This window comes from Streptomyces sp. NPDC006733 (assembly GCF_040636125.1).
GTDB lineage: Bacteria > Actinomycetota > Actinomycetes > Streptomycetales > Streptomycetaceae > Actinacidiphila.
Genome location: NZ_JBEYJD010000055.1, coordinates 35,916 through 53,337, shown reverse-complemented (window position 1 = coordinate 53,337; position 17,422 = coordinate 35,916). Strand labels below are relative to the sequence as shown.

The 17,422-nt window shown below is 72.5% G+C and carries 19 protein-coding genes and 7 tRNA genes; 10 read left to right on the top strand and 16 right to left on the bottom strand.

Annotated elements, in window-relative coordinates:
* Nucleotides 1–165: 165 nt before the first annotated feature.
* Entirely contained in the window at nucleotides 166–1,815 is a 1,650-nt protein-coding gene (locus ABZ721_RS34885; protein WP_358792806.1) for a hypothetical protein, read from the top strand.
* 49 nt (nucleotides 1,816–1,864) lie between these two features.
* Here the strand turns inward: ABZ721_RS34885 and ABZ721_RS34880 are convergent, their stop codons facing one another.
* From ABZ721_RS34880 to ABZ721_RS34865, 4 genes are all read right to left on the bottom strand, one after another.
* Nucleotides 1,865–2,425, bottom strand: a complete 561-nt coding sequence (locus tag ABZ721_RS34880; protein WP_358792805.1) for an HIT domain-containing protein — start codon at nucleotides 2,423–2,425, stop codon at nucleotides 1,865–1,867.
* Nucleotides 2,426–2,559: 134 nt separating this feature from the next.
* The gene (gene thrS, locus ABZ721_RS34875; protein ID WP_358792804.1) at nucleotides 2,560–4,539 is read right to left on the bottom strand and encodes a threonine--tRNA ligase; all 1,980 of its coding nucleotides are present in this window, start codon (nucleotides 4,537–4,539) and stop codon (nucleotides 2,560–2,562) included.
* Nucleotides 4,540–4,675: 136 nt separating this feature from the next.
* The gene (locus ABZ721_RS34870; RefSeq protein ID WP_358792803.1) at nucleotides 4,676–5,923 is read right to left on the bottom strand and encodes a hypothetical protein; all 1,248 of its coding nucleotides are present in this window, start codon (nucleotides 5,921–5,923) and stop codon (nucleotides 4,676–4,678) included.
* Entirely contained in the window at nucleotides 5,923–6,489 is a 567-nt protein-coding gene (locus tag ABZ721_RS34865; protein WP_358792802.1) for a DUF4365 domain-containing protein, read from the bottom strand. The genes ABZ721_RS34870 and ABZ721_RS34865 overlap by 1 nt, the downstream gene beginning before the upstream one ends.
* 234 nt (nucleotides 6,490–6,723) lie before the next feature.
* Between ABZ721_RS34865 and ABZ721_RS34860 the strand changes: the two genes are divergently transcribed.
* Entirely contained in the window at nucleotides 6,724–7,473 is a 750-nt protein-coding gene (locus ABZ721_RS34860) for an exonuclease domain-containing protein (RefSeq protein WP_358792801.1), read from the top strand.
* 119 nt (nucleotides 7,474–7,592) lie between these two features.
* On the opposite strand, the gene ABZ721_RS34855 is transcribed toward ABZ721_RS34860, so the two are convergent.
* The 4 genes from ABZ721_RS34855 to ABZ721_RS34840 all read right to left on the bottom strand — a co-directional run bounded on the left by ABZ721_RS34855 (nucleotide 7,593) and on the right by ABZ721_RS34840 (nucleotide 8,846).
* Nucleotides 7,593–7,664: transfer RNA gene (locus ABZ721_RS34855), tRNA-Val, on the bottom strand.
* A 38-nt stretch (nucleotides 7,665–7,702) separates the two neighbouring features.
* Complete coding sequence (locus ABZ721_RS34850) at nucleotides 7,703–8,170, bottom strand: SRPBCC family protein (protein WP_358792800.1); 468 nt, start codon at nucleotides 8,168–8,170, stop codon at nucleotides 7,703–7,705.
* Between the two features lie 94 nt (nucleotides 8,171–8,264).
* Nucleotides 8,265–8,336 (bottom strand) — tRNA-Val (locus ABZ721_RS34845).
* 93 nt (nucleotides 8,337–8,429) lie between these two features.
* Nucleotides 8,430–8,846, bottom strand: coding sequence for a TIGR02611 family protein (locus ABZ721_RS34840; RefSeq protein ID WP_358792799.1), 417 nt, complete (start codon nucleotides 8,844–8,846; stop codon nucleotides 8,430–8,432).
* Between the two features lie 190 nt (nucleotides 8,847–9,036).
* Between ABZ721_RS34840 and ABZ721_RS34835 the strand changes: the two genes are divergently transcribed.
* Both ABZ721_RS34835 and ABZ721_RS34830 read left to right on the top strand, forming a co-directional pair.
* The gene (locus ABZ721_RS34835; protein WP_003959770.1) at nucleotides 9,037–9,450 is read left to right on the top strand and encodes an SsgA family sporulation/cell division regulator; all 414 of its coding nucleotides are present in this window, start codon (nucleotides 9,037–9,039) and stop codon (nucleotides 9,448–9,450) included.
* A gap of 188 nt (nucleotides 9,451–9,638) precedes the next feature.
* Complete coding sequence (locus tag ABZ721_RS34830; RefSeq protein ID WP_358792798.1) at nucleotides 9,639–10,208, top strand: CGNR zinc finger domain-containing protein; 570 nt, start codon at nucleotides 9,639–9,641, stop codon at nucleotides 10,206–10,208.
* 48 nt (nucleotides 10,209–10,256) lie between these two features.
* Here the strand turns inward: ABZ721_RS34830 and ABZ721_RS34825 are convergent, their stop codons facing one another.
* On the bottom strand, nucleotides 10,257–10,481 hold the full coding sequence (locus ABZ721_RS34825; protein ID WP_358792809.1) for a hypothetical protein: 225 nt from the start codon (nucleotides 10,479–10,481) through the stop codon (nucleotides 10,257–10,259).
* Between the two features lie 291 nt (nucleotides 10,482–10,772).
* A complete protein-coding gene (locus ABZ721_RS34820; RefSeq protein ID WP_358792797.1) occupies nucleotides 10,773–11,258 on the bottom strand; it encodes a hypothetical protein in 486 nt (161 codons plus the stop codon).
* 158 nt (nucleotides 11,259–11,416) lie between these two features.
* Here ABZ721_RS34820 and ABZ721_RS34815 point away from each other — a divergent pair, with 158 nt between their 5' ends.
* Nucleotides 11,417–11,950 (top strand): DsbA family protein, encoded by a 534-nt coding sequence (locus ABZ721_RS34815; RefSeq protein ID WP_358792796.1) that lies wholly within the window; start codon nucleotides 11,417–11,419, stop codon nucleotides 11,948–11,950.
* Nucleotides 11,951–11,981: 31 nt separating this feature from the next.
* Here ABZ721_RS34815 and ABZ721_RS34810 read toward each other — a convergent pair whose 3' ends face one another.
* Genes ABZ721_RS34810 through ABZ721_RS34800 form a run of 3 tightly spaced genes read right to left on the bottom strand, consistent with a single transcriptional unit; the run spans nucleotide 11,982 to nucleotide 14,743 of the window.
* Entirely contained in the window at nucleotides 11,982–12,821 is an 840-nt protein-coding gene (locus tag ABZ721_RS34810; protein WP_358792795.1) for a GNAT family N-acetyltransferase, read from the bottom strand.
* Between the two features lie 54 nt (nucleotides 12,822–12,875).
* Nucleotides 12,876–13,697, bottom strand: a complete 822-nt coding sequence (locus tag ABZ721_RS34805; protein ID WP_358792794.1) for an aminodeoxychorismate lyase — start codon at nucleotides 13,695–13,697, stop codon at nucleotides 12,876–12,878.
* Nucleotides 13,694–14,743 (bottom strand): chorismate-binding protein, encoded by a 1,050-nt coding sequence (locus tag ABZ721_RS34800; RefSeq protein ID WP_358792793.1) that lies wholly within the window; start codon nucleotides 14,741–14,743, stop codon nucleotides 13,694–13,696. The genes ABZ721_RS34805 and ABZ721_RS34800 overlap by 4 nt, the downstream gene beginning before the upstream one ends.
* A gap of 187 nt (nucleotides 14,744–14,930) precedes the next feature.
* Between ABZ721_RS34800 and ABZ721_RS34795 the strand changes: the two genes are divergently transcribed.
* From ABZ721_RS34795 to ABZ721_RS34775, 5 genes are all read left to right on the top strand, one after another.
* A tRNA-Gly gene (locus ABZ721_RS34795) sits at nucleotides 14,931–15,002 on the top strand.
* A gap of 32 nt (nucleotides 15,003–15,034) precedes the next feature.
* Nucleotides 15,035–15,105: transfer RNA gene (locus ABZ721_RS34790), tRNA-Cys, on the top strand.
* A 3-nt stretch (nucleotides 15,106–15,108) separates the two neighbouring features.
* A tRNA-Val gene (locus ABZ721_RS34785) sits at nucleotides 15,109–15,180 on the top strand.
* A gap of 43 nt (nucleotides 15,181–15,223) precedes the next feature.
* Nucleotides 15,224–15,295 (top strand) — tRNA-Val (locus tag ABZ721_RS34780).
* A gap of 43 nt (nucleotides 15,296–15,338) precedes the next feature.
* Nucleotides 15,339–15,410: transfer RNA gene (locus ABZ721_RS34775), tRNA-Val, on the top strand.
* Nucleotides 15,411–15,485: 75 nt separating this feature from the next.
* Here the strand turns inward: ABZ721_RS34775 and ABZ721_RS34770 are convergent.
* From ABZ721_RS34770 to ABZ721_RS34760, 3 genes are all read right to left on the bottom strand, one after another.
* A complete protein-coding gene (locus ABZ721_RS34770) occupies nucleotides 15,486–15,788 on the bottom strand; it encodes a zf-TFIIB domain-containing protein (RefSeq protein WP_358792792.1) in 303 nt (100 codons plus the stop codon).
* 63 nt (nucleotides 15,789–15,851) lie between these two features.
* Nucleotides 15,852–16,811, bottom strand: coding sequence for an aminoglycoside phosphotransferase family protein (locus tag ABZ721_RS34765; RefSeq protein ID WP_358792791.1), 960 nt, complete (start codon nucleotides 16,809–16,811; stop codon nucleotides 15,852–15,854).
* 171 nt (nucleotides 16,812–16,982) lie between these two features.
* Nucleotides 16,983–17,186: a hypothetical protein gene (locus ABZ721_RS34760; protein WP_358792790.1), complete on the bottom strand. Its 204-nt coding sequence runs from the start codon at nucleotides 17,184–17,186 to the stop codon at nucleotides 16,983–16,985.
* Nucleotides 17,187–17,422 lie beyond the last annotated feature (236 nt).

The window sequence follows — 17,422 nt, the reverse complement described above, 5'->3', positions numbered from 1 at the left end:
GGACCGGCCAGTCCAGTTCCAGCCCGCAGGCCAGCAGCCGGTCGGTCAGGGACGGCAGCCGATACTGTGGCCACTGCTCCAAAAGTGTGACGGCCCTCCGCACGGGGAATGGGCCGGTGGAGCCGTTGTGCCCGCGGGGTCGTGCGCAGGAATGAGGGGGCGGTAGTGGCAGACGGCAAGGGGTTCGACTTCAGCCCCGGGGCGCAGGTCCCGCTGATCGGTCAGGAAGGCGGCACCGCCGCGACACAGGCGCTGGCGTCGGCGGCCTACCGGGACTCGCCGGTCGAGGACCTCAGGAAGGCCAACGAGGACGCGGCCTTCAGCCCGCCGCGGCTCTCGCTCTTCGAGCCCAACCTCGGTGAGGCGTTCGCCCGTGCCGTCCAGGTGCGGATGCTGGGCGCGGCCCGCGGGGAGCTCGTCCAGTCCTTCGGCGCCGAGCCGCAGTCCGTCGTCGAGCACTGCCTGGCCGCGAACCGCATCCGCCAGGAGCGCGACAACAAGCTGACGATCATCACGGCCGTCTTCGGGCTGCTCTTCCTGCCCGGGGTGCTGGTCTGGCTCGGCGCGTTCCAGCTGCGCCGGTCGCTGGCGAAGGTGCAGAACTCGAAGGCCGGCCCGCTGGGCGGGGTCATCCTGCTGGTGGTCGTCGCGTTCGCCGCGCTGCTGCTCCTGCGGCCGCCGCTGACCGGCTTCTGGCGCCAGTACCTGCGCGTGATGATGCTCTTCCCGATCCTGGGCTGGTTCCTGGCCAAGCGCGTCTGCGAGCAGACCGCGCAGGATCTGCGGGAGCGCTGGGCGGGCCTGGTCTCCGGCTCCGGCGTCGCCGCCAAGATCCCCGAGGCCGTGCCGCGCAACCCCAACCAGATCCGCGCGGAGACGCTGCGGCAGAGCCTGGCCAAGCTCACCGCGGAGCAGAACAGCAACGTGGTCTTCTACGCGGGGCCCAAGGGAATACTGGGCATGGGCACCCGCTGGGGCAGCTGGCAGATGGCCGAGGAGCTGGTGCCGCGCGAGGGGCTCGCGGAGATCCACCCGTTCCGCAGCTGGGACGTCGTGCGCGCCATCCACGACAAGCTGCGGATGCTGGAGCGCGGCCCGCTGCACACCGGCGGCTTCCCGAAGGCGACGATAAGGCACTGGGTGGTCGCCCCGACCGGGGAGAACGCCAAGGCGATCTCCCGGCCCACCGGGTCGGAGGTCGAGGCGTTCACCGTCAAGGACTTCGAGATCCAGCGGATCTGCAACAACCAGCAGTTCGGCAAGGGCAACCGGCACTACCTGGGCATCCAGTTCGTCCTGTGGGACGGGCAGCTGGTGATAACGCTGATGGTCACCGTGACCGTGCTGGCGCACACCCTGCGGGTGGAGGTGACGGGCCACGCGCTCGGCCCCGTGCACCCCATCTTCACCGCGGGACCCTCCCCCAACTCCAAGACCGTCTCGCGCCCGGTCAAGTTCTGGGAGACCCGTACGGTGCAGCTGCCGCTGATCCACCCCGCCGAGGTGGTCCGCCTCGCGGTGCGCGCCCCGCTCACCCGCTTCCCCAGCGTGCTGGACCACCTCGGCGGCACGCTGTCGCTGCCCGAGCCGTTCGGCCTGCGGCACACGTGGGCGGACAAGCCGTGGAAGCACCGCTTCATGGCCGACGACGCGCTGCGCGCCGCGACCCCGGTGCTGCGGGCGGTGCACGCGGCGGCCATCCACGTCATGAAGGAGAACGGCGTCGACACCTCGCACTTCACCAGCCGCTCGCTGACGCTCAGCGGCATGGTCCAGAGCGCGGAGCCCCGCAAGGCGGACGCGTACGACGCGTGACGCCCGGCGGGGCCGGCGCGGAGCGGCCGGGCAGGCCGGAGCGGGCCGGCTACTCCTGCGGCCAGACGTCCGCGAGCATCTTGCGGGTGTCGGCCAGCAGTTGCGGCAGGACGCGGGTGTGGCCGACGATCGGCATGAAGTTGGTGTCGCCGCCCCAGCGCGGCACCACGTGCTGGTGCAGGTGGGCGGCGATGCCCGCGCCCGCCGCCCCGCCCTGGTTCATGCCGATGTTGAAGCCGTGCGCCCCGGACGCGGTGCGCAGCGCCCGCATCGCGCGCTTGGTCAGCTCCGCCAGCTCCGCGGTCTCCGCCAGGTCCAGCTCGGTGTAGTCCGCGACGTGCCGGTAGGGGACCACCATCAGGTGGCCGCCGTTGTACGGGTAGAGGTTGAGCACCGCGTAGACGTGCTCGCCCCGCGCGATGATCAGGCCGTCCTCGTCGGATTTGGACGGGATCGAGCAGAACGGGCATCCGTCACCGGCCTCCGGGCCGGTCGGCTTGTTCTCGCCCTGGATGTACGCCATCCGGTGCGGGGTCCACAGGCGCTGGAACGCGTCCTGCGTACCCACTCCGATCTGCTGCTCCGGCTCACTCGTCATGCCGATCAGCATAGGACTTCGGTCCGTGCCGCGTGTCGCAGGGGCGGTTACCGGGGCGGTTCGCCGGCGGCCGCCGGTGCCGGGGCGCGGGACGTGCGAAGGCCCCCGGAGCCTGCGCTCCGGGGGCCCGCCGTGCATCGCGTGCGTCAGACCTGGACGCGGTCCTCGACGGCCTTGGCGATCTCGGCGACGGCCTCGTCGACCGGCACGCCGTTCTTCTGCGTCCCGTCGCGGTAGCGGAAGGAGACCGCGCCGGCCTCCATGTCCTCGTCACCCGCGATGATCATGAAGGGCACCTTGGCCTTCTGGGCGTTGCGGATCTTCTTCTGCATCCGGTCCGAGGACGCGTCCACGTCGACCCGCAGCCCCAGCGCCTTCGCCTTGGCGGCGAACTCCTGCAGGTACGGGACGTGCGCGTCGCCGATCGGGATGCAGGTCGCCTGCACCGGCGCCAGCCAGGCCGGGAAAGCGCCCGCGTAGTGCTCCAGGAGCACCGCGAAGAAGCGCTCGATGGAGCCGAAGAGCGCACGGTGGATCATCACCGGGCGCTGCTTCGAGCCGTCGGGCGAGGTGTACTCCAGGTTGAAGCGCTCCGGCAGGTTGAAGTCGACCTGGATGGTCGACATCTGCCAGGTCCGGCCGATCGCGTCGCGCGCCTGCACGGAGATCTTGGGGCCGTAGAAGGCGGCGCCGCCCGGGTCCATGACCAGTTCCAGGCCCTGCTTCTCGGCGGCCTTGCGCAGCGTCTCGGTGGCCTCCTCCCAGTTCTCGTCCGACCCGATGAACTTCTCCGGGTCCTTGGTCGAGAGCTCCAGGTAGAAGTCCTCCAGGCCGTAGTCGCGCAGCAGGTTCAGCACGAAGGTGAGGGTCGAGTCGAGCTCGTCCGCCATCTGCTCCTTGGTGCAGTAGATGTGCGCGTCGTCCTGGGTGAAGCCGCGGGCGCGGGTCAGGCCGTGCACGACGCCGGACTTCTCGTACCGGTACACGGTGCCGAACTCGAAGAGCCGCAGCGGCAGTTCGCGGTACGACCGGCCGCGGGCGTCGAAGATCAGGTTGTGCATCGGGCAGTTCATGGGCTTGAGGTAGTAGTCCGTGCCCTCGTCCAGCTGCATGGGCGGGTACATGCCGTCCGCGTACCAGTCCAGGTGCCCGCTCTTCTCGAAGAGCGCGCCCTTGGTGGCGTGCGGGGTGTAGACGAACTCGTACCCCTCCTGCTCGTGCCGCTTGCGCGAGTAGTCCTCCATGACCCGGCGGATGACGCCGCCGCGCGGGTGGAAGACCGCCAGGCCGGAGCCGATCTCCTCGGGGATCGAGAAGAGGTCCAGCTCGGAGCCGAGCTTGCGGTGGTCGCGCTTCTCGGCCTCGGCGAGGAAGTCCAGGTACGCCTTCAGCTCGCCCTTCGAGGGCCACGCCGTGCCGTAGATGCGCTGCAGCTGCTTGTTCTTCTCGCTGCCGCGCCAGTACGCGGCGGCGCTGCGCATCAGCTTGAAGGCGGGGATCAGGCGGGTGCTGGGCAGGTGCGGACCGCGGCAGAGGTCCTTCCAGCACAGGTCGCCGGTCCGGCTGTCGATGTTGTCGTAGATGGTCAGCTCGCCCGCGCCCACCTCGACGTCCGCGCCGTCGTCGGAGGAGGCGGAGCCCTTGAGGCCGATCAGCTCCAGCTTGTACGGCTCGTCCGCCAGCTCGACGCGGGCGTCCTCGTCGGTGACCACGCGGCGCGAGAAGCGCTGCCCGCGCTTCTGGATCTCCTGCATCTTCTTCTCGATGCTCTTGAGATCCTCCGGGGTGAAGGGGGTCTCGACGTCGAAGTCGTAGTAGAAGCCGTCCTTGATGGGCGGGCCGATGCCCAGCTTCGCGGACGGGAACAGCTCCTGCACGGCCTGGGCCATGACGTGGGCGGCGGAGTGCCGCAGGATGTTCAGCCCGTCCTCGCTGGCCAGGGCGACGGCCTCGACCTCGTCGCCGTCGGCGACCGGGTACGCCAGGTCCTTCAGCTCGCCGGCGACGCGCGCGGCCACGATGCTGCGGTCGCCGTCGAAGAGCTCGCCGGCGGTCGTCCCGGTCGTGACCACCCGCTCTTCCCGCTCCACGGAATCGCGAATGATGATCACACGGACGTCAGACACCGGTTCTCTCCCATGACTCAATACCGCACGGCGGCGGATGCCGCACGGGTGAATCGTACCGAGCCCGGCGGGTGCGCCGCGAAGCGCGATCCGGTGCGGGGCGCGGGACGGGGGCGGGCGGCGGGACGCCCCCGCGTCAGGAGTCTCCCCCGCAGGCGTCCTCGAAGGTGTCGACCCCGCCGTGCAGCGACTTCAGCAGCCGGTCCCGCTCGGCCTCGTCCACCTGGACCGGGGTGACGCCGACGGCCTCGGTGAGCCGGCGGAAGCCGCCCCGGCTCTCCAGCAGCCCGCTGACCCGGATCGGCAGTCCCACCAGGTGGGCGTGGGCGGCTATGCGGTACGCCGCCTCGTCCAGCCGGACCCGGACCTGGCGGACGTCGGCCCCGGCCAGGACGCGGAGCCGGACCGAGCCGCCGCCGGACGGCGTGGGCCGGCGCAGCCGGACGACGGTGCCCGTCACCCGGACCGGAACCGACGGCTCCCGGCGCAGGTAGCGGGCGCTCGCCGCCTCCAGGGCGGGCAGGTCGCCGGGCGAGAACTCCACCGGCTCCGGGCGGCCGGCGAAGCCGCCGGGCGCACCGGCCGCCGGCGACCAGGCGAAGGCCACCTCCATGCCCTCGGTGCCGCGCACCAGCCGGACCAGCGCCTCGGCCAGCTCGTGGCAGACCCCCAGGTCGACCGCGGCGTCGAACGCCTCCATCCCGCCGGTGGCGCGCTGGAAGTCCACGGCGTCCCGGGCCGCCTGCAGGGCGCGCAGCAGGGTCGACGTCGCCGGCCGGCCGTCGGGGACGGGGACGTACGCGGTGAGCAGGTGGCCGCCGGTCACCGGCCCGACCAGGACCTGTTCCAGGAACCCCGCGGCGTGCGGCCCGTGCCGCTCGCCGAAGTACCCGGCGCTCTGCCGGGCGCCGCGCGCGGCGGCCAGCAGCATCGCCCGGGCGCCGGCCCGCAATTGCTCCGCCGTGGTCCACGGCACCGCGTCGCCGATCCGCGGCACGTCGCGCCGCCAGCGGATCTCGTCACCGGGGACGGTGAGGGCGAGCAGCACCTCGCGGGCGGACGGGGCGGCGGAGCGGGCGAGGGCGGTCAGCGCCTCGCCGAGCAGGTCGGTGTGGTCCGCGTAGCCCGGATCCGCGGTCCGGCCGCGGCGCGGGCGGCCCTCGGGGACGAGCAGGCTCGTGCCGCTCCCCGGCGCGGGCCCGGCCTCGGCCCCCGCGTCCTGGAGGCGCACGGCGCCGGCGGGCGGGGTCCAGCGGCTGTAGCGGCCGGGGGCGCCGCCGCGCCGCTGCCAGCCGTGCCGCACGAGCAGCGCGGTCAGCACCGCCGGGTCGACCCGCTCGGGGTCGGGCAGGGCGGGCTCGCCGGTGTCGGTGGGCCGGTGCATCACGGTCTTCCTCCCGCCCCGACCCGCGCCATGATCTGGCACAGCGCCCGGTCGTCGAAGATCCGCGCGGTCGGTATCCGCACTGTGGTCTTGCGCTTGCCGGTCACGGCCACCCCGGCCAGGTTCGTCCAGTAGCAGCAGTGCCGCAGTTCCAGCCGGTCGTGCCCGGCCGCCAGCCACTCGTCCTGCGTGCGCGGCACGAGCATCACCACCAGGATCTTGTGCACCGACGCCGGGGTCCTGGCCAGCTTCACCAGGTGCTCGTTCTCCAGCGTGAAGCCGAAGGACGGCCCCGGCGGGCGCGGGGCGACCTGGTAGGTGCACTTGAGCTGCACCTTGATCGTCACCTCGTCGTCCACGGCGTGCGCCCGCGAGCTGTGGCTCAGGTGCCAGTCGATGCCGTTGTCCGGAAAGGGCTGGGCGAGCGAGCAGCCGGCCGCCGCCGCGACCGCGTGCAAGTACCCCACCTGCAGGGTCTCCATGCAGCTGGTGGTGGCGAGCCCTCCCCGGAGCGGTGCCGCCCGCTCGGCCGTCGGCTCACCCGGGGCGGGCTGCGTCAGCGCCATCGCTCTTCCGTGCCTTCCGGGCCGTGCGTCGCCGGTGCGTCCGCCGAGTCCTGCGTCCGCCGTCGGTGCGGGTGTCCGTACGCACGCCAGTGCGCATCCGTCACCTGTGTCTTCTCCACCAGCGAAGGGTCGCAAACAGTCGCGGTTCAGTGACCGCGGGTTACGGGTACATACCGCTCAGGGGCGGCGCTTCTGACCGCCCGTCAACCTCCCCGACAGCCTTGGGAGTACCCCATGCCTCGCTGGTACGACGGGCCACTGGCCTCCTTCGACACCGAGACCACCGGCGTGGACGTGGAGCACGACCGCATAGTCTCCGGGGCCCTCGTCGAGCAGGACGCCCCCGGAGCCGAACCCCGCGTGGTGCGCTGGCTGGTGGACCCGGGCGTGCCGGTGCCGGACGGCGCGCGGGCCATCCACGGGCTCAGCGACGCGTTCCTGCGGCGGCACGGCCGGCGGCCCGGCCCCGTCGTGGAGGAGATGGCGCGGGCGCTGGCCGGCCGGGCGGCCCTGTCGGTGCCGCTGGTGGTGATGAACGCGCCGTTCGATCTCACGCTGCTGGACCGGGAGTTGAAGCGGCACCGCGGCACGACGCTGAGCGGCCGGCTGGACGGGGCGCCGCTGTGCGTGCTGGACCCCCGGGTGCTCGACAAGGCGCTGGACCGCTACCGCAAGGGCCGGCGCACCCTCACCGACCTGTGCGCGCACTACGGCGTCGAACTGACCGGCGCGCACGACGCCGCGGCGGACGCGACAGCCTCCCTGGACCTGGCGCGGGCCATAGGCCGCCGCTTCGCGGAGCGGCTCGCCGAACTCGGCCCCGCCGAACTGCACGAGCGCCAGACGGCCTGGCACGCGGGCCAAGCCCGCGGCCTGCAGGCCTACTTCGCCAGGAACGGCTCCCCGGAGCGCTGCGACCCGTCCTGGCCGCTGCGGCCCGCGCCGATGATCCCGGCCCAGCGCGCCCGGCCTCCGGCCGCCTGAGCGGCCCTCCCCGGCACCCGTTCCGCCCCGTCGCCCGTTCCGCAGCGGGCCCGGACGCACGAAACGACCCGGACGCACGAAACCGGCCGGTCCATCAGGACCGGCCGGCTTCCCTGCTGTGGGCGATACTGGGATCGAACCAGTGACCCCTTCGGTGTGAACGAAGTGCTCTCCCGCTGAGCTAATCGCCCGGGACGTGCAGAACAATACAGGGCGCGGGGCCGTCCGTTCAAACGCCATTGCCGGCCGGCCCGGCCGCGAGCAGCTCCCGCAGTCCGCGCCGGCCCTGGCGCATCATGAGCGCGTGGTTGGCCCGGAAGAGCGGCCGGCACGGCACCGCGAGGCGGCGCATCAGGGGTTTGCGAACGACCACGTCCTCCTCGAAGAGCAGCCGCGTGCCGCCGCCGTCGGCCGTCACCGTCCAGCGGACCCAGCCCTCCAGGTCCCCGGTCATGGCCACCTCCAGCACCCCCGCGCCCCCGCCGTCGTGGCGCGACTCGCGCGCGTCGACCACCAGGTCGTACGGGAGCACGGAGCGGAACCGCAGCGTCCCGGTGGTCTCGCCGGTGCGCCGCACCTCGCGCACCTGCCGCCACCACAGCGGGTACTCGTCGGGGCGCTCCAGCACGGCGTGGACAGCCTCGGGCCGGGCGTCCAGGTGCCAGCTGGTGCGGAATCGGTAGCGGCTCCAGTCCATGGAGCCAGTGTGGGTTCCCGGGCACGCGGCACGGGCGGGTTCCGGAAACGCCGGAGGCCCGGAAGCCTCTCGGCTTCCGGGCCTCCGGTCGGGGTGGGCGATACTGGGTTCGAACCAGTGACCCCTTCGGTGTGAACGAAGTGCTCTCCCACTGAGCTAATCGCCCCCGTGCGGGGACAACGTTACCGCACCTCAGACGGTGCCCGGGACCACCTGCGGATCGGCGCGGATCCGTCCGGACCGGTGCGGGCCGTGCGGATCAGTTGAGCCGCCACGGCATCTCGAATCCGAAACGCCAGAGGTAGTAGCCGAGCAGGGCGGCGACGATCACCAGTCCGACGGACGTCAGGATGATGTTGCGCCGCCGCACCGCGGGGTCGAGCGCGCGCTGTGCCGCCTCGGTCACCTTGCGCTTCGTCCAGCGCAGCACCAGCTGCGCCCAGACGAACTCGGTGGCCCAGATCGCCATTCCCCCGAAGATCACCAGCCAGCCGGGCCCCGGCAGCGGCAGCATCACCACACCGGCCGCCACCACGGCCAGCCCGACGATGAAAACCCCCACCTGCCAGCTCAGATGCAGCCCCCGTGATTTCCTGATGAATTCAGGAGCCTTGGAACCGAGCCCGCGGTCCACGGCCACATCACCCTCCTGAATTTCGTCACTCTCCGCAGTCATGACACCAAACTTACCCGACCCGCGGAGATCACCGGAATGGCCTTCGACACCGTAAAAGTACTGGGCCGGACGAGGTACCAGAAGCCTCACAAACCAGTCAGAGGGGTTTACAACGTCCCCGCAGGTGGCATGTCGATTTCGCCGACGTGCGAATCCCCGAGCGCACACTGAGCGAAAGGCCCTGGCGCTTATGAACACCACGGTCAGCTGCGAGCTGCACCTGCGCCTCGTTGTGTCGAGCGAATCCTCACTGCCTGTACCCGCAGGCCTGCGGTACGACACGGCCGATCCCTATGCCGTGCACGCCACATTCCACACTGGTGCCGAAGAGACGGTCGAATGGGTGTTTGCCCGCGATCTGCTCGCCGAGGGCCTGCACCGGCCTACCGGCACCGGAGACGTCCGGGTCTGGCCGTCCCGCAGTCATGGCCAGGGCGTCGTGTGCATCGCCCTCAGCTCCCCAGAGGGGGAGGCGCTGCTCGAAGCCCCGGCGCGGGCACTGGAGTCGTTCCTCAAGCGGACCGACGCCGCCGTGCCCCCGGGCACCGAGCATCGTCACTTCGATCTGGACACCGAGCTCTCCCACATCCTCGCGGAGAGCTGACCCCAGCCCATCAGCCGTCCGCGCCGTCCTACTCGGGGGCATGGCCCGGACCCGACAGCGTACGAATCGCCTGGCAAGCGCTTCGCAGAGCCACCGCCGTGGAGCACGACTCCCACGGCGGTGGCTTTCGCGCGCTAGAGTCGCCGGAACGCATCCGCCCGATCCCCTCACCGGCCAGGAGCGATCCCGTGTTGATCAACCATGACACCAGGTACGCACTCGACTGTGTGGTGGACCTGATCAACACCTCACCGGAGAGCGAGGGCCGGGAGGGCCTGCACGACGTCGCCGCGCTGCGGACGTTCGTCGAGGAGCACCGCGTGAGCGAGGTGGGCCGGCTCGGCGAGAGCGACCTCGCCGCCGTGCGCCGGGTGCGGGAGCGGTTCGCGCAGGTCTTCTGCGCCCCCAGCGTCCAGGCGGCGGCCACCCTGCTCAACGCGATGGTCGCCGAGGCCGGGACCACCCCGCGGCTGACCGACCACGACGGCCACGACTGGCACGTGCACTACTTCGCCCCCGGCGCGTCCCTCTCCGACCACCTGGCCGCCGACGGCGGCATGGCGCTGACGTTCCTGGTCGTCGCCGGCGAGTGCGAGCGGCTGCGCCGCTGCGACGCCCCGGACTGCCGGCGGGCCTTCGTCGACCTGTCCCGCAACCGTTCGCGCCGCTACTGCGACAGCCGGACCTGCGGAAACCGGCTGCACGTCGCCGCGTACCGGGCACGGCGGCGCGAGGCCGAGGCCGAAGCCGGCCGCTGAGCGTTCCGTCCGTCCGCGTCCGCGTCCGCGTCCGCGTCCGCGTCCGCGTCAGAGCATGACGATGTCGTAGAGCGCCCCGAACCCGATGAGCCCCGCGATGAAGCACAGGAAGAACATCAGCGGCGGCTGGGAGAGCGCGAACAGACACCCTTTGGGCTCCTCGGCGTCCGGATCGGGGCTCCGGACGCCGCGGTCGGAGCCGCGGACGGCCCGTCCGGGGTCCGGGACGACGCGACCGGGGTCCGGTGCACCGCGCCGCTCCAGGCTCCGCACGACGCCCTGATCAGCACCCCGGTCGGCGCTCTGGTCGATGCCCTGATCGGCAATCCGGTCGACGCTTCGGTCGGCGCTCCGGTCGGCGTTCCGGTCGGCAGCCGGCCTCGGTCGCGGGATGCCTCCGAGGGCCGGGCTCTCGGCCTCGCACGTCGGCCGTGGACACAGGCACGGGGGTGACCCCCCGGAAGATCGCAGCACACCGCGATGATGACGCAGCACCCCATGTCGCCGCGCCCAAGACGCGAACTCTCAGGGGTGGTTCTCCGTTCCGTAATTCGATCAGCGGGGTCAGATGCCGCGGCGCTTGAGGATCTCCTCGACGTCCGAGAAGTCGGACAGCCCGCCGTCGGCCGAGGCGGCCGAGCCGGACCGGGGTCCGGCGGTCTTCTTGCGGCCCGTGGGCAGCGAGGGCCGGTTGGCGCCGGGAGCCACCGCCGGGGCGCCCGCGGCGGCGGCCGCCCTGCGCTCGCGGCGGCTGCCGCCGCCGTCGCGGCCGGCGGCGAAGCGGGTCACGGTCCAGAGCACCGCGGAGACCGCGAGCACGCCGAAGCCCGCCCACACCGACGGCTTGAAGACCAGGTCCGCCGCCCAGCTCCCGGCGGCCGTGCCAACCTTGCGGCCCAGCGTCACCAGGCCCGTCATGTACAGGCCCACCGGCAGCAGGGCGAACGCGGCGGTGCGAAGGGCAGCGAGGTAGCGCCGGCGGTACGCGGTCAGCATCGCGATCGCCAGGCCCGCCGCGGACAGGGCGACGCATACGGTCACGGTCAGCATCCAGTGCTCCTGATCCAGTACTCCTGCGGCTGTGTCTTCGGTGTCCTGAGGTTCCCCGCATCCATCGTGCACCCGGCGGGAAGCCGGAGCCACGTGCCCGGGCCCGTCTCAGGGTGATCTCGGGGGAGGGCTCCTCCCCAGGTGCGAGACTGGGCCGCATGAACGACGTCACTCCCCCGGCCACCGCCCGCGCCGTCCTGGAAGTCTGGTGCGAGCTGCAGTGCCCCGACTGCACCACCGCGCTCGACGACGTACGGGCGCTGCGCGCCCGCTACGGCGACGCGCTCGACATCCAGCTGCGGCACTTCCCCCTGGAGAAGCACCGGCACTCCCTCGCCGCCGCCCAGGCGGCCGAGGAGGCGTGGGCGCAGGGGCAGGGCTGGCCGTACGCCGAGGCGGTGCTGGCCCGCACCGAGGAGCTCACCAAGCGCGGCGAGGAGGTCCTGGTCGAGGTGGCCCGCGAGCTGGGACTGGACGCGGAGGAGCTGGACACCGCGCTGATCGACGGACGGCACATGCTGATCGTCGACGCCGACGAGGCCGAGGGCCGCGCGATCGGGGTCACCGGCACGCCGACGTACGTGATCGACGGGCAGCGGCTCGACGGCGGCAAGAGCCAGGACGGGCTGCGGGCGCGGATCGAGGAGATCGCGGACCGGCTGCTGGCCGGCCAGGCCCGGTCCGGGTCGTAGCGGGGCGGGGCCGTCCCCGGCCCGTCCCGGGTCAGAGCAGTCGCTTGAACAGGTACTGGCGCACGGTCGCGTACCTCAGGGACTGGTACAGCCGCAGCGCGCGGGTGTTGCCGCCGAAGACGTTCAGGCCCAGGTCGGCGACCCCGGCGTCCAGGCACTCCCGCTCCGCGAGCAGCATCAGGGTGCGGCCGTGCCCCTGGCCGCGGTACTCCTCGGCCACCTCGACGGAGTAGACCCACGCCGGGACGGCCGCGTCGGCGGCGTCCCGCAGCCGGAGCCACAGGGTGCCGACGTCCTGGCCCCGGTGGACCAGGGTCAGCAGCCGGGTGCCCTCCGTGCGGTGCCCGTCGGGCAGGATCGCGCCGTGCTCGGTCTCGGCCCGGGCGGAGGCCTGGGCGAACGGGACGCCGCGCGCCACGAGGCTCTCCACGTAGCCGATCGTCTGCTGCTCGTTCCAGACCTCGTACTCCGCCCCGGACATCGGCCGGACGGTGCTGTCCGCGGGCAGTTCCGGAGCGGGGGCGGACAGCGTCTTGGCCATGGTCCGGTTGCGCTCGGCGTAGCCGAGGCTCTCCGCGAGCCGCTGCGCGGGGACGGCGTCCCCCGGGAGGTCCACCTGGACCTCGTCGCAGCCCCAGCCGCGGAGCACCTCCTCGGCGGCGAGCGCGGCGACCGTGGCGCGGCCGCGCCGCCGGTCCGGCTCGTGGATCTCCAGCCCGGTGATCCGGCCGGCCATGACGCCGAACCGCGGAGCGGCGGAGAGCTCGATCCCGCCGACCGGCCTGCTGTTGACACATACCGTGTAGCGGCGCGAGCGCGCGCCGGCCGCTCCGCGCCGCTCCGGCTGATCGGGTCGCAGGGTGGTTGTCATCGCGTCACTCCCCCGTTCGGACTGAGCCAGTTCTACCCAATCCTCGGTGCCGCGTCACGGATTCCGGTCGGCTGCGGCCCGTTCGGCGAAGACCCGCATCGCCTTGGCGGTGACCGGGCCCGGTGCGCCCGGCACCTCCCGCCCGTCGACCAGCCGTACGGCCTGGACGTCGCGGAGGGTGGACGTCAGGAAGACCTCCTCGGCCTCCTCGAGCGCCTCCAGCGGCAGGTCCGCCTCCTGGGCGCCACTCCACTCGGCGACCAGTTCGCGGGTGATGCCCGCCAGGCAGCCGGAGGAGAGCGGCGGGGTGAGCAGTTGCCCGCCGAGCACGACGAAGACGTTGGAGCCGGTGCCCTCGCAGAGCCGTCCGACGGTGTTGCCGAAGAGGGCCTCGGAGGCGCCGTGCCGGTGGGCGCGGGCGAGGGCGACGACGTTCTCGCCGTAGGAGGTCGTCTTGAGGCCGCTGAGCGCTCCCCGCTCGTTGCGCGTCCACGGCACCGTGACCACGGCGGTGGTGTCCGGCCGGACGGAGGCCGCGCTGAGGGCGATGACCAGGGTGGGCCCCGCGTCTCCCCGGTCGGAGCCGAGCGGGGAGATGCCGCCGGTGTAGGTGATCCTCAGCCGGCCGAGGGGCTCGGGGTTGGCCGCCAGGACCGCCTCGCAGCCCCTGCGCACCTCGTCGAGGTCCGGGTCGGGGAGTCCGAGACCGCGCGCGGACCGGGTCAGCCGGTCCAGGTGGCGGGTGGTCGCGAAGGCCGCGCCCTCGACGGTCTTGAGCGTCTCGAAGACGCCGTCGCCCACGGTGAGTCCGTGGTCGAGCACCGACACCGTGGCGTCGTCGGCGTTCCGCAGCGTGCCATCGACCCAGATCCTCAACGTGTGATCCCTTCGTGTCCCAGATGTTCCCCCGACGCTACCGCCAGCAGCCGGGACGCCTTCAGCTCGGTCTCGTCCCACTCCCGCACGGGGTCGGAGCCCCACGTGATGCCGGCGCCCGTGCCGAAGCGCAGCGTCGCGGCCGGACCGGTCCGGTCGATCCAGAACGTCCTGATGCCCACGGCCAGTTCACCGGTCCCGCGGTCGGCGTCCACCCAGCCGACGCCCCCGCAGTACGGGCCGCGCGGCGCCGTCTCCAGCTCCGCGATGATCCGCAGCGCGCTGGACTTGGGGGCGCCGGTGACCGATCCGGGCGGGAAGGTGGCGGCGAACAGCCCGGCCCAGCCGGTGTCCTCGCGCAGCTCGCCCCGCACGGTCGACACGAGGTGGACCAGGCCGGGGTGCTTCTCGACCGCGCACAGCTCGGGGACGGTGACCGAGCCGGAGGCGCAGACCCGTCCCAGGTCGTTGCGGACCAGGTCGACGATCATCACGTTCTCGGCGTGGTCCTTGGGCAGCAGGTCCGCCTCGGTGCGCCCGGTGCCCTTGATCGGGCCGGACTCGACGAGGGAGCGGTCACGGCGCAGGTAGAGCTCGGGGGACGCGGTGGCGATCTCCACCCCGTGGGCCGGGAGCCGGATGGTGCCCGCGTACGGGGCCGGGTTGCCGCGGGCGAGCACCGTGGTGAGCGCGTCGACGTCGCACCGGCCGGGGTCGGGCAGCGGCGCGGACAGCACCCGGCAGAGGTTGGCCTGGTAGACGTCCCCGGCGGCGATGTGCTCGCGTATGCGGCGGACGCCGGCGACGTAGGCGTCCCGGTCCAGCGAGGAGGTCCACGTTCCGGTGGCCGGTCCGCGCCAGCGGTCGGGGGTCGTCGGCGGTGCGGTGCGGACGTCTCCGAAGCGCGCGCAGAGCACTCGTCCCTCGAAGTCCGCGGACACCGCCCAGAAGCCCGCGGAGTCCAGCGCGGCAAGATCGCTGGTGACATCTCGCAGGTCGGAGGCGACGAGGCCGCCGAAGCGGGCCATCGGGACGAGGTCTCGCACAGTGCTTCCAGGGTCGGTCCGAAGGGGTGTGGCCGAGTCTAGGGCGGCTCCTGCCGCGGCGCCCCACTGGTCATTTGCCGGTCAGCAGCCCGGCACGCTGCGGAAACCGGTTTTTGAGCTGGCCGTGGAATCCGCTAGAGTTCAACACGTCGCCGGGACGCGGAAGCGCCCCGGAGCTACGACACCTGCGGACGTGGCTCAGTGGTAGAGCATCACCTTGCCAAGGTGAGGGTCGCGAGTTCGAATCTCGTCGTCCGCTCGGCGTGGGGGATTCCCGTCCCTCGCGATGTTGGTGGAGTGGCCGAGAGGCGAGGCAACGGCCTGCAAAGCCGTCTACACGGGTTCAAATCCCGTCTCCACCTCACGCGCGATTAGCTCAGCGGGAGAGCGCTTCCCTGACACGGAAGAGGTCACTGGTTCAATCCCAGTATCGCGCACGCAGCACAGCAGCACTTGCACGGCAGTAGTCGTAGTGGTCCCGCGCGATTAGCTCAGCGGGAGAGCGCTTCCCTGACACGGAAGAGGTCACTGGTTCAATCCCAGTATCGCGCACGCAGTACACCAGCACTTGCACGGCAGCAGTTGTCGTGGTCCCGCGCGATTAGCTCAGCGGGAGAGCGCTTCCCTGACACGGAAGAGGTCACTGGTTCAATCCCAGTATCGCGCACACGTCATGACCGAGGGCCGGAGCGATCATCGCTCCGGCCCTCGGTCGTTCCCGCGTCCGGGGGTCGGTCCTGGCTCAGGACGAGAAGAGCATGTGCCCGAAGCTGCGGTGCTTCTGGTGGTGGCCGTGGTGGCCGCCGTGCGGGGCGCCCCAGGCGGGACCCGCCGGGTACGCCTGCTGCGGCGCCGGGTAGGCCTGCTGGGCCGGGTAGCCCTGCTGGGGCGGCGCGACCGGCTGGTTCCACTGGCCTTCGACGCGGGTGAGCGCCTCCAGCTCGCCGTAGTCCAGGAAGATCCCCCGGCAGTTGCCGCATTGCTCGATCTGGACACCGTTGCGATTGAACGTCTGCATCAGGCCCTGGCACTTGGGACAGTGCATCTCCGGCTCAACTCCTCGATTGCGGTGAATCACCGCCGGAACGCCCGTCCGGCGGAGCTGGGTTCACGATACGTCGGCGATCCGGGCACAGGCAGCGGTGAGGTCCTGCTCGACCTCGTCCAGCGGCCGGTCCTCCCGGGCGGCGCGCACCACCGCCAGCGCGGCCGACTGGACGGTCAGCGCGCGGGCGGGCACGTCCAGCGACGGCCAGGGGTCGCCGTCGGCGGGGACCGCCCGGCCGCCGGCCGCCCGGTAGGCGCCCAGGAAGCGCGTCCAGGCGTCCGGGTCGAGCAGGCCGGTCGCGAACCACATGGCCGGGCGGGCCAGGTCCCAGGCGGGATCGCCGATCCCGAGGTCGTCGACGTCGATCAGCCGCCACGGACCGCCGGGGACGGGGTGCCGGACGAGCTGGCCGAGGTGGAGGTCGCCGTGGCAGAGGGTGTCGGCGCGCGGTTGCGGCGCCTCGTCGCGGGCCCAGTCAGGCAGCCGCGCCCAGGCCCGCAGCACGGTGCCGGCGGCGGGCGACGGGGCGCCGGCCGCCATCCGCGCCACCGCGCGGGCCGCCTTGGCGGGGCCGCGCATCGGCGGCAGCGGCGACGGCAGCGCGTGCGGGGGGACGGCGTGCAGCCGGGCGAGGAGGACGGCCGCGTCCTCCCAGGGCGCACCGTCGGGCTCCTGCCGGTCGACCGGTTCGCCCAGCGGCCAGGTGGTGACCGGACGGCCGCGCAGCAGTGAAGCGGTGAAGGGGGCGGGGGATGGCGTCAGGGGGGCCGGTGCTGCGGGCGCCGGCAGGGGCGCGAGCAGGATGCCGCGCAGCAGCGGGTGCGCGGCGACGGCGAGGCGGACCGCCAGGGCCTCGCGGTCGGTGTCGGGCGCGTGGGCCTTGGCGACGAGCGCACCGCTGCGGACGACGGTGCCGTCCGGCCGGTCGGCGAGCACCTCGGCCTCGGCCTCGGGCACGCCGGAGACCCCCGCCGCGAGCGCGGCGAGCTCCGCCGTCAGCTCCTCCCCCACCACTGTCATACCTGCAGTCAAACACCCTCACGGGTCCTGACGTGCGCGTTGCCCGGGTACCCACCACGGGTACCCGGGCAACGCGGCCGTCCGTCGCACCCCCGTCCCCACGGGGTTTCGAACCGGTTCCCCCGCCCGGACCGCTCTTCCGGGCATGGGGCCGATCGACGGGACGCTGTGTCAGCGCCCCATCAACCCGGCTACGGACGACGCTTGGGTGGCCACCGCGTCGAAACCACCGAACAGCAGGGCGAGGAGCACCGCGAGCGGCAGCACCATGGCCGCTGCGACCAGCGGATGGCGCGTGCCGGACGGGCGGGTACCGAAGGCGGCGATCCTGCTGCCGCGCGCGGGGCGCACCGTGCGACTCACTGTGTTCGCCATGGCCCTCTCCTGAGGTGTCGGTCGTGCACGCCGGCGGTGGGTCCGGTCGGTCGGTCAGGCAAGCGGCGGGCGTCTGACCTCGGGGGACGAGTGCTACGCCCGCCGCTTGACTTCAACATTAGGCGCGGGGCGCGGTCAGGTCGTCATGCCGTCGTACCGCTTCGCGGGCCTCCGGGAGGATGACGCGGACCCGCTCGCCGTACTCCCCTGGGTGGACACCGGCCTCCCGGTCCCAG